At 45.4% G+C, this 10,436-nt stretch carries 9 protein-coding genes; 6 read left to right on the top strand and 3 right to left on the bottom strand.

The features are described from left to right. Nucleotides 1–191 (top strand): zinc ribbon domain-containing protein (locus tag BLR76_RS09945; protein ID WP_143009240.1); only part of this gene is annotated, 191 nt, incomplete at its 5' end. Nucleotides 192–347: 156 nt separating this feature from the next. Here BLR76_RS09945 and BLR76_RS09940 read toward each other — a convergent pair. Then, the gene (locus BLR76_RS09940; RefSeq protein WP_091268576.1) at nucleotides 348–1,196 is read right to left on the bottom strand and encodes an NAD(P)H-hydrate dehydratase; all 849 of its coding nucleotides are present in this window, start codon (nucleotides 1,194–1,196) and stop codon (nucleotides 348–350) included. A gap of 184 nt (nucleotides 1,197–1,380) precedes the next feature. On the opposite strand from BLR76_RS09940, the gene pepV reads away from it, so the two are divergent. Further along, on the top strand, nucleotides 1,381–2,790 hold the full coding sequence (gene pepV / locus BLR76_RS09935) for a dipeptidase PepV (protein WP_091268573.1): 1,410 nt from the start codon (nucleotides 1,381–1,383) through the stop codon (nucleotides 2,788–2,790). Between the two features lie 128 nt (nucleotides 2,791–2,918). Here pepV and BLR76_RS09930 read toward each other — a convergent pair whose 3' ends face one another. Both BLR76_RS09930 and BLR76_RS09925 read right to left on the bottom strand, forming a co-directional pair. Continuing rightward, entirely contained in the window at nucleotides 2,919–4,058 is a 1,140-nt protein-coding gene (locus tag BLR76_RS09930) for a GerMN domain-containing protein (protein WP_091268571.1), read from the bottom strand. A gap of 23 nt (nucleotides 4,059–4,081) precedes the next feature. Next, a complete protein-coding gene (locus BLR76_RS09925) occupies nucleotides 4,082–5,275 on the bottom strand; it encodes an iron-containing alcohol dehydrogenase (protein WP_091268569.1) in 1,194 nt (397 codons plus the stop codon). A gap of 265 nt (nucleotides 5,276–5,540) precedes the next feature. Between BLR76_RS09925 and gcvT the strand changes: the two genes are divergently transcribed. The 4 genes from gcvT to gcvPB all read left to right on the top strand — a co-directional run bounded on the left by gcvT (nucleotide 5,541) and on the right by gcvPB (nucleotide 9,977). Next, nucleotides 5,541–6,653, top strand: a complete 1,113-nt coding sequence (gcvT, locus tag BLR76_RS09920) for a glycine cleavage system aminomethyltransferase GcvT (RefSeq protein ID WP_245683081.1) — start codon at nucleotides 5,541–5,543, stop codon at nucleotides 6,651–6,653. 33 nt (nucleotides 6,654–6,686) lie between these two features. Continuing rightward, complete coding sequence (gene gcvH / locus BLR76_RS09915) at nucleotides 6,687–7,073, top strand: glycine cleavage system protein GcvH (protein WP_091268565.1); 387 nt, start codon at nucleotides 6,687–6,689, stop codon at nucleotides 7,071–7,073. Nucleotides 7,074–7,156: 83 nt separating this feature from the next. Further along, nucleotides 7,157–8,512, top strand: coding sequence for an aminomethyl-transferring glycine dehydrogenase subunit GcvPA (gene gcvPA / locus BLR76_RS09910; RefSeq protein WP_091268563.1), 1,356 nt, complete (start codon nucleotides 7,157–7,159; stop codon nucleotides 8,510–8,512). Between the two features lies 1 nt (nucleotide 8,513). After that, a complete protein-coding gene (gene gcvPB, locus BLR76_RS09905) occupies nucleotides 8,514–9,977 on the top strand; it encodes an aminomethyl-transferring glycine dehydrogenase subunit GcvPB (protein WP_091268561.1) in 1,464 nt (487 codons plus the stop codon). The last annotated feature ends 459 nt before the right edge of the window (nucleotides 9,978–10,436 follow it).

The raw sequence follows: 10,436 nt of genomic DNA, 5'->3' as shown, positions 1-10,436 counted from the left end.
GCTCTCTAGTTAAAGTCAGTCAGTGGTATCCTTCCAGTCAACTGTGCTCGTCTTGTGGGCATAACGCCGGGAAGAAACATCTGCATATCAGAGAGTGGATCTGCCCAGAATGCAAAGCGCATCATGACAGAGATATCAATGCAAGTATCAATATTTTAAACGAAGGCATTAAAATACTACAGTTTGTCTAACACACTCCAACCGTAGGGACTACGGGGGTAGCCTGGTAAATAAAAGCAACCGCTGATACTCTATTAAACAAGTGTGTCAAGTCTACTTTGTTCCCAGGAATCTCCCACTTCTAAGCGTGAGCGAAAGTGGGGGTAGTTCAAGGATCCAAAGACCACTCAAACGAACCGTTTCCCACTGTCGTATTTTGCAAAAGTTTTCATTGTTTCAGGAATCTGCTCAATAATATGTGTTGGCAAGGTAACGTACTGGTGTCTGGCTAGTTCATCACCAATGTAGCTGTGCAGGTATACAGATGCCAGAACAGCGTGTTTCTTATGCTCAAACTGTGCGACAAAACCGGCAATCATTCCAGCCAGAGTATCACCCATGCCGCCAGTAGCCATTGCAGGATTCCCGGCAGTATTTTCCCAGACTTCATCCTCGTAATAGACCTCCGTCCGACTTTTTTTCAAAACCACTACCGCATTCAGTTCCTTTACTTTCTGATGGTTCAGTTCAACGTCTTGATCATCGATCGGTACACCAGTCAGTGTACGCCACTCACCTAAATGAGGCGTCACGATCAGTTCTGCTTTCAGAGGAGGGAGATTTTCATTGACATGCAGATGAATAGCATCCCCATCCAGAACTAGGATTTGCTCCTCGTCAATTGTTTCATAAACGGTTTTCATTACATCAGCCGCCCTCTGATCACGACCCAGACCCGGTCCGACGACGATCACATCCATCCCATCAATCATGGATTCCAACTGCTGGAGATCATACAACGGCAGACACATCGCTTCAGGAAGTCTGGAGTGAAGGGCAGCGTGATTACTTGGATCTGTAGCTACTGTCACCAGACCTGCACCGCTGTGAACACAGGCTGAAGCAGATAAAATAATCGCTCCACCCATATTTTCGTTACCTCCAACTAACAGTACCCGACCGTACGTACCTTTATAACTGTCTTTTTTTCGTTCAGTAATAAAAGATTCTACTTTTCTTTTAGTTATTTTATTCATCTAGCATGCCTCCTTTCCTTTAGTTTACTCTTCAAATACTATCCAGTCGAGTAAAAACCAGTCGGCATATTTAGCTCACTGGATAAAGTGGTGAGAAGTGTTTGTGTCATCTTTAATTGGAGTTTGATGAAATAAATGATAAAATAGAAAAAGAGACACGAAAATGTTTAGGAGGAATGTAAGAATGACTGAACACTCAATTGACTGGAAAGCTGAAGCAGCGAAACGTAAAGACGCGTTTTTGGAAGATTTATTTGACCTGCTTCGTATCGATAGTGTGCGTGATGATGATAAAGCAACAGAGGAAGCGCCTGTAGGACCTGGACCCAAGGAAGCACTTGAGGCATTTCTGGCTTTAGGTGACCGTGACGGCTTCACAACAAAAAATGTAGATAACTGGGCCGGCCACATCGAATACGGTGACGGAGACGAACTCATGGGCGTACTGGCTCACGTCGACGTTGTCCCTACAGGAACGGGATGGGAAACAGATCCGTTTGAACCCGTGATCAAAGATGGCCGTCTCTATGCACGTGGATCAAGTGATGACAAAGGGCCTGGTATGGCGGCTTATTATGCGATCAAGATGATCAAAGACCTTGATCTTCCAGTCTCCAAGAAAGTCCGTTTCATCATCGGAACTGATGAAGAAAGTGAATGGAAAGGCATCAAGCATTACCTTGAAACTGAGCCTGAACCTGACTTTGGTTTCTCACCGGATGCCACATTCCCGATCATTAATGGTGAAAAAGGGAATACAACTGTATTCATCGAAACAAAAGGAGACGGGTCCGGAGCATCAAATGAATTAGTTCAGTTTGAATCAGGCCTGCGTCCGAATATGGTTCCTCAAGATGCGGTAGCCGTCGTTAAAAGTGACGACCCTCAAGCTATCGAATCTGGACTGACTGACTTCCTTAATGGACTACCAGTCAAAGGGACAGCGGCTGTGGACGGAAACAAAGTAACGCTGGAATTCACCGGTAAAGCGGCTCACGGAAGCAAGCCGGCCAGTGGAGTCAATGCAGCGACTTACCTGGCACGTTATTTATCAGACTTTAATTTTGGAAAAGATGCAAAAACTTTCTTGGAAGTCATCACACTTTATCTGCACGATGATCCTGAAGGGAAAAAACTGGGTATCGATCATACGGACTCCGTAATGGGAGAGCTGACTTCCAATCCGGGTGTCTTCTCCTATAAAGCAGAAGAAGGCGGAAAAATTACGGTCAATATGCGTTACCCTCAAGGGACAACAGAAGATAAGATCTTAGATACTTTCAAAGACAAGCTGTCTCAGTATGATGTAGAGCTTTCAAACAGTGAAGGGAAGGAACCTCACTATGTTCCTGCCAACGATCCGCTTGTGACAACACTGCTGGACGTTTACCATCGTCAGACTGGGCTTGAAGCTCACGAAATGGTTATTGGTGGCGGAACATACGGCCGTCTGATGGAACGCGGAGTCGCATACGGCGCAATGTTCCCGGACAGTGTCGATACGATGCACCAGGCCAATGAATTCATGGCTGTAGATGATCTTATGAATGCAATGGCAATCTACGCAGAAGCAATCTACGAACTGATCAAATAAAGATAAGCTGAATGAAAAAAGGAAGAGCCGCGGCTCTTCCTTTTTTCTAATATGCTCAAATTAAAATTACTCACTAAAATAAGCCATTCCTGAGAATAAAATGGCTTATTTAGTACTTATTCCGTTAGTTACCAGCTGACTAGTGAATGGTCAACTGGCCAAGTCTCTCCTTCTTCCCTGTGGAGGTGTCCGGAAGAGTAGGGCTCATCATCGACTGTCAGCGAAACCTCTTCAACATTGTAGTAGCCTCCAATGGTATTGACCAGTGCTTGAACAATGAGTGACTCGATTCCCGATCCGGCATTCATATCATTAATCAGTTCTACGGAAAAGTCGGCATACGCGATGCCATCATCTCCAAGATACATATAGATGATTTCAGTTGACTCAGCAATCAGAGCTAAAGAGTCGTAACCCTCGGCCTGTCCTCTCAGGACTTCTGTCAAAGCCACTCGAATAGGCTCGTTAGTATACAACTCAATAGGCGTATTGACAGCTTGAAGCTCAGTAGCCTGATCATCGAGTGTAAAAACTGTCACGGAATGTTCTTCTGGCTGATTTTCCGCAAGTTCTGTCAATGTTGAACGAATCTCCATCTTATCGTCACCGGGATTTGAAATGCGCTCGACCAGCCCAATGCCGTCAGCATAGTAATACACTGTCGTATTGCCTTCGCGTTCGCGCGTCAGTTCGATTGCATCAAAGGTTCCGAAAGGGAGGTCAATTTCGACTTCCACATCAGTTATTTCAGTTACTGAGCCAGTCGGGCTCTCCCAGGAGTGACCGGCTTCAATAGGCAGCTGGAGAATAATTTCGTGGTCATCCTGCGCACTGCTCAATCCGGTGTCTATCATATCATCTCTGAAATAGGTTTCCGGACGTACAAAAATTTCCCGTATTTCATCCTCAGTATACTCATAGACAGTAACCACATCGGTTCCAGAAGTCGATTCAATCATCTGAAGCGTGTCATCATGGGCGAACTGAGGATAACGGGTGAATGAGGCATACTCTATGCCTTCACCCTCGTATTCAAGCCAGGTGTCTTCCAACTTGGGGAACCAGACTTCAAGATCTTGTGATACGGTGTAGTCATCATCACTGTTGTTTTCGTCTTCATCTAAAACTTCGTCATCTTGTTCGGGTGCGATGACTTCTTCATCCGGCTCGTCGATATCCTCACTGTCATCATCGATATTGCAGCCAGCGAGAACGAGACCAGCAGAAAGCGTCAGATACGTATACTTCAGCCAAGTGTTCTTCAACATTCTTACCACTCCTGAATTGGTGCTCAATAATTTTTGTGAAGAGCCGTTCTGTAGATTTCTCTTGAAACATCCAAAGTCTGGTCGCCACGTTCCGATATAGAATCATTGCCGTGTGCTTCGAGTTGTGACACTAAGGTATCGATATCCTCTTCTTTTACATTGACTTCAGAAAGGTTGACTGGCATGTCGATCGACTTGAAGAAAATGATTGTCTTGAGTATGGCTGCATCGATTTTCTCTTCTTCAGTCCCGTCTAGGATGCCCCAGACTTTTTCAGCATATTGAACTAGTTTGTCCCATTTCTTGAGTTTACGGACCGTCATCACAGCCGGCATGATTGCAGAAAGCGTACGTGCATGGTCTGTATTGTTCAAGACAGTGATCTCATGGCCAAGTGCATGTGTCGACCAGTCTCCAGGGACTCCTCTGGACAGCAGGCGATTCAGCGCCAGAGTAGCGGTCCACATGAAGTTAGCTCTTAAGTTATAGTCATGTTTTGACTCGTCAACCACATCGGGCCCGATTTCAATCAGGATGCGAAGTAGACCTTCAGCGAATTCGTCCTGTACTTTTCCTCCCACAGGGTATGTCAGGTACTGTTCCAGAATATGAATGAACGAGTCGGTAATGCCATTAGCCAGTTGTCTTTTTGGAAGGGTATAGGTCAGTTCAGGTTCCAGAACGGAAAATTTCGGAAAAACTTCCCAGCTACTGAAGCTGACTTTAGCTTTCTTCTCCTTGAATGAAATAACTGACGTCTCATTCATTTCGGATCCAGTAGCGGGGAGAGTCAGAATCGTTCCGAAAGGCAGGGCAGACTGGACAGGTTTGCCGGCTCCGACTCCTTTTCCGAAAATATCAGACGGGTCTCCATCGAATTCTGCTGCTGCAGCAATGAATTTCACGCCATCAATGACTGATCCGCCACCGACTGCCAGCAGATAATCATACCCTTCTTCCTTTATAAGCTCGACTGCCTGCATGCAGGTTTCAAATGTCGGATTGGCTTCGATGCCGCCGAATTCACCGACAGTCTCATGTGTCAAGGCTGCTTTTACACGGTCAAGCGTACCGAATCGTTTCACACTGCCGCCACCGTACAAGATGAGAACTTTCTTATCAGAAGGGATGTGCTTATCTAATTGTTCGATTTTATTCCTACCGAACAGTATTTTAACAGGATTGTAAAAAGTAAAATCAGATATCTCTGGTTTCATATTAGTGCCTCCTTTGTAGTATAATAAGTATAACATAAGCTTTGCACGGACATAAAAAGTAAATTGTTGATGAACACGTATTTCAGCAAAACACAAAATCGAACAATTAAAGATATTGTAGTGGATAGTGTTCGTTATATAAAAATGTAAACGTATTCTTTTGTAGTAATGGTCATTTCACCTGTTTGATAACGAATAAAATCATGTTAGAATGTAGGAGAACATCACTTGTATTTAATAGTGAAGAAGCAGTGGAGGGATGAGAGTGGCAGGAGAAGCAAGTCAGTTAAAACGAACACCCTTATATGATTACTATACTGATAATGGAATAAAGCTGGTGGATTTTGGGTCATGGGCCCTTCCGATCCAGTTTAACAAACTGATAGAAGAGCACCACGCTGTTCGTGAGCGAGTGGGACTGTTCGATGTATCTCACATGGGAGAGATCGAGGTTCAAGGAGAGCAGGCGACAGCTTGGCTCAATAGATTGATAACGAACGATTTGGCGGCCATTTCAAATGGACAGGCGCTATATACTCTGGTCACGAATGAAACAGGTGGCATCCTGGACGACATCATTATATTCAAAAAGAATGAATCAGCGTATCTGCTGACACCGAATGCATCGAATACAGACAAAATCAGAGACTGGCTGCTGAAGCATCAGGACGGATCGGTCACGATTGAAGATAAATCTCTTGAAACAGGACTGATCGCTGTTCAGGGCCCAGATGCGGCACATGTGGTTGCTGAAGTGTTTGGGGATGACATTAAAGAACTGAAGAATTATCACTTTACGGAAATCGCTGAAGCCGGCGCATTTACAGACGTGCTCGTTTCCAGAACAGGCTATACAGGTGAGGATGGATTTGAATGTTACGTCAACTGGAACCAGACTCAAGACTTGTGGCAGGCGTTCAAGGACGCAGGAAAACAGTATGATCTAGCTGAATGTGGACTCGGGTCCAGAGATACGCTTCGTCTGGAAGCAGGTATGCCGCTTTACGGACAAGACTTGTCTGAAGACATTACACCTCTTGAAGCCGGGCTTCGTTTTGCAGTGAAATGGGATAAGCCGGAACCATTTATCGGCCAGGCAGCTCTGGAAAAGCAGAAAGAAGAAGGAACTATTTACTTGTCCAGAGGATTTGAACTGCTTGAAAGAGGAATAGCCAGAGAAGGCTATCCGGTATATAATGAAGCAGACGAAGAAATAGGAGTCGTCACATCAGGGACCCAGTCTCCGACACTTGGGAAGAGCATTGGTTTCCTGAGAATGAGAAAATCTGAAGGCAAGCTGGGAGACACGGTCTATATTCAAGTCCGTAAGAAACGCATTCCAGCCAGACTGATCAAGAAGAATTTTTTAAAGAACTGAAGCGATAAATAACATCTGAAAGAAGGAATAATGATGACAGACAAAGCTAGACTATATTTCACAGAAGAACACGAATGGATCGAACTAATCAATGATGACTACGTCCGTGTAGGAATTTCCGATTATGCTGTAGAACAGCTGGGCGACATTGTATTTGTTGAACTGCCGGAATTAAGCGCTGAACTCGAAGCAGAGGATGAATTTGCGACTGTTGAGTCAGTGAAATCCACCTCTGAAATTTATTCTCCCGTAAAAGGCACAGTATCCAAAATCAACAGTGCCTTGGAAGATGAACCTGAAAAACTGAATGAAGCGCCCTTTGGAGAAGGCTGGCTTGTTGAAATCCAGTCATCTGAACCAGTCGATGTTTCCGGACTGATGGATGCTTCGGCATACGACGAGTACGTTTCAGGACTATAACCCTTGTAGGAAGAAGAACGGATCTCATTCGCTCTTCTTTCTGCTCTTTTTTTGACATCAAAAGACATGAAGGAGTGGATTTTTTGACTAACCAACACCGTTATCTGCCGACAACTGATCAGGACCGCAAGGAGATGCTTGAAACGATCGGTGTCTCATCGATTAAAGACCTATTTTCTGATATCCCTGAATCGACTCTCGCAACAAAAGATAAAGCGATTGATCTGGAAGATGCCTTGAGCGAACAGGCACTCACCAAGTACATGAAAGAATTGGCAGCTAAAAATACAACAACAGAAAGTCACGCCTATTTCTTAGGAGCAGGCGTATATGACCACTATAGTCCCAGCATCGTCAATCATGTGCTTTTGCGTTCCGAATTTATGACGGCTTATACCCCGTATCAGCCGGAAGCTAGTCAAGGCGAACTGCAGGCCCTGTTTGAATTCCAGACCATGATGTGTGAACTGACAGGTATGGACGTAGCCAACTCAAGTTTATACGACGGCTTCACTTCCTTAGGCGAAGCCTGCAACCTGGCTACTTCAGCTACGAAGAAACAGAATGTGTTGTATTCAAAAGCCCTGCATCCTCAGGCAAAAGAAGTCATTCATACTTATGCATATGGCATGGAATACTCAGTGAAAGAAGTCAGTCTGAACGGTACCCGCACGGATATAGATGAACTGAAGTCAGCCATTGATGAGGAGACAGCTGCTGTGATCATTCAATACCCTAACTTCTTCGGAACGATTGAAGACCTTAAAGAAATAAAATCACTTCTTGAAGATACAAAAGGTATCCTTATCGTCATGGCCAATCCACTGGCTCTCGCTCTGCTTGAAGCACCTGGAAAACTGGGAGCTGATATCGTTGTCGGTGATACTCAACCATTCGGTATTCCAATGAGCTTCGGCGGCCCCCACTGTGGATACTTTGCAGTGAAGAAAAAATACATGCGTAAAGTCCCGAGCCGTATCGTTGGTCAAACAACGGATAAAGACGGCAAGCGCGGCTTTGTTATGACGCTGCAGACTAGGGAGCAGCACATTCGCCGTGAAAAAGCGACATCTAATATGAGTTCGAACCAGGCTCTGTTAGCCCTTGGGTCCTCAGTATTCCTTGCAGCAGTAGGTAAAGTGGGTCTGCAGGAAATGGCTCAGCAGAACTTGAATCATGCCCACTATGTGAAAAAAGAACTGGCTGATAAAGGACTGACTGTTCTGTCTGACAATGACTTCTTTAATGAATTTGTTGTCAAATTGGACCGCCCATTCAACGAGGTCACTGACCAGTTGCTTGACCATCAAATAGTCGGAGGGTTCGATGTGTCTGAAGCACTTAACGAAGAGAATGCCATGCTCTTATGCGTCACGGAAAAACGGACGAAAGAAGAAATGGACCATCTAGTATCACTTTTAGCAGGGGAGGGGAAATAACATGACTGCAGTCTATAACGATTTACTATTCGAAATTTCCAGACCGGGACGTAAAGGCTACAGTCTTCCGGAGTCTTCTGTTGAAAAAACGGATCTGACAGGCGTTATACCTGAGCATCTGATTAGAGAAGATGCAGCTGAACTTCCTGAATTGTCCGAGCTTCAAGTCATGCGTCACTATACAGGCTTATCTAACAAGAACTTCGGGATCGAGACTGGCTTTTATCCGCTTGGCTCGTGTACGATGAAGTACAACCCGAAAGTCAATGAAGACATTGCACGGTACAGCGGCTTTGCTCAGATCCATCCGTTCCAACCAGCCCAAACGGCTCAAGGAGCATTGGAACTGATGTATCGACTGGAAGAGAACCTCAAGGAAGTCACCGGGATGGATGCTATTTCCTTACAACCGGCTGCCGGTGCTCAAGGTGAGTGGGCAGGGCTGCTTATTTTTAAAGCGTATCATGAAGCAAATGGGGAAGGCGAACAGCGCCGTAAGATCCTGGTTCCCGATTCAGCTCACGGAACAAATCCGGCGAGTGCAGTCGTTGCCGGCTATGATGTCGTGGAAATCAAATCAAACGAGCAGGGACGTGTCGGAATCGATGCGCTGAAAGCTGCGGTCGGACCGGATACTGCCGGACTGATGCTGACGAATCCGAATACGCTAGGTCTGTTTGAAGTGGACATCGTTGAAATTGCTGAAATCGTTCATGAAGCGGGCGGACTGCTCTATTATGACGGAGCAAATGCAAATGCTATTTTAGGTAAATCAACACCAGGCGAAATGGGCTTCGATGTCGTCCACTTGAATCTGCATAAATCTTTCAGTACACCGCATGGTGGGGGCGGACCTGGTTCCGGACCGATCGGCGTGAAAGACTATCTGAAAGCCTTCATGCCGTCTCCACGTATTGCAAAAGAAGGAGACACCTATAAAGTAACAACTGATCATCCGCAATCGATCGGTCGAGTGAAGGGATACTTCGGTAACTTCGGCGTCAACGTCCGTGCCTATTCCTATATCCGTTCCATGGGAGCAGACGGCCTGCAGCAGGTGTCTGAGGATGCTGTCCTGCACGCGAACTATCTGAAAGCCCGTCTGGAGCCATATTACGACACACCGTACAGTTCACACTGTAAGCATGAGTTCGTCTTAAGCGGCGTCCGTCAGAAAAAACTGGGGGTACGTACGCTTGATATTGCCAAACGTCTGCTGGACTACGGCTTCTACGCACCAACAGTCTACTTCCCGCTGATTGTTGAAGAATGTCTGATGATCGAACCAACTGAAACGGAGGCGAAAGAACAGCTGGATGCTTTTGCTGATGCTATGATCGAAATAGCAGAAGATGCAGAAAACAATCCGGAAACTGTGACGGGAGCACCGTTCACGAAAGCTGTCAAACGCCTGGATGAAGTAACGGCCGCACGTAAACCTGTGGTCACTTATCAGAGAGACTGATCGGTCTGATAAAGGTCAATTAGTTGACAGGACGGACAAACTCGATTAGCATTCAAGATAACTGAACATTAAACTGAAAGCAGGTTGTTTACTCGAAAGGTAGAGAACCTGTTTTCTGGAACTGTCAAATTTTTTATGAAAACTAAAAATTAAAGGTGGTGAAGGCCCACTGACTATACCAATCGGAGCCGCATTTGCCCTTGACAAACACTTGAATGGTTTCAGTTAAGGTCACAAGGGTGACGGTAGACAAATCAAAGGCATGACAAATACACCCTTGAATTTAACCAGTTTAAACCATTCAAAAGTTCGGTTTGTCAAGGGTTCGCTTTGCCAAATGCTCATGTTCTTTTTCGTGCTGATGTAGACCACTTCGGGATCAGGTGCCAAATCAGGCGACACTTTGCACATACGTCTGTGCGAGCTCAATGATTTTCAGCCATTTCGCTGGCATATGTG

It is taken from the genome of Alkalibacterium thalassium (assembly GCF_900101165.1).
Lineage (GTDB): Bacteria > Bacillota > Bacilli > Lactobacillales > Carnobacteriaceae_A > Alkalibacterium > Alkalibacterium indicireducens.
The sequence above is the reverse complement of the archived record's forward strand: the minus strand, read 5'-3'. Positions and strand labels throughout refer to the sequence as shown.

Excerpts from the sequence above, each read along its gene's own strand:
- BLR76_RS09940 (WP_091268576.1), bottom strand. The coding sequence starts at position 1,196 with ATGAATAAAATAACTAAAAGAAAAGTAGAATCTTTTATTACTGAACGA.
- pepV (WP_091268573.1), top strand. The coding sequence starts at position 1,381 with ATGACTGAACACTCAATTGACTGGAAAGCTGAAGCAGCGAAACGTAAA.
- BLR76_RS09930 (WP_091268571.1), bottom strand. The coding sequence starts at position 4,058 with ATGTTGAAGAACACTTGGCTGAAGTATACGTATCTGACGCTTTCTGCT.
- BLR76_RS09925 (WP_091268569.1), bottom strand. The coding sequence starts at position 5,275 with ATGAAACCAGAGATATCTGATTTTACTTTTTACAATCCTGTTAAAATA.
- gcvH (WP_091268565.1), top strand. The coding sequence starts at position 6,687 with ATGACAGACAAAGCTAGACTATATTTCACAGAAGAACACGAATGGATC.
- gcvPB (WP_091268561.1), top strand. The coding sequence starts at position 8,514 with ATGACTGCAGTCTATAACGATTTACTATTCGAAATTTCCAGACCGGGA.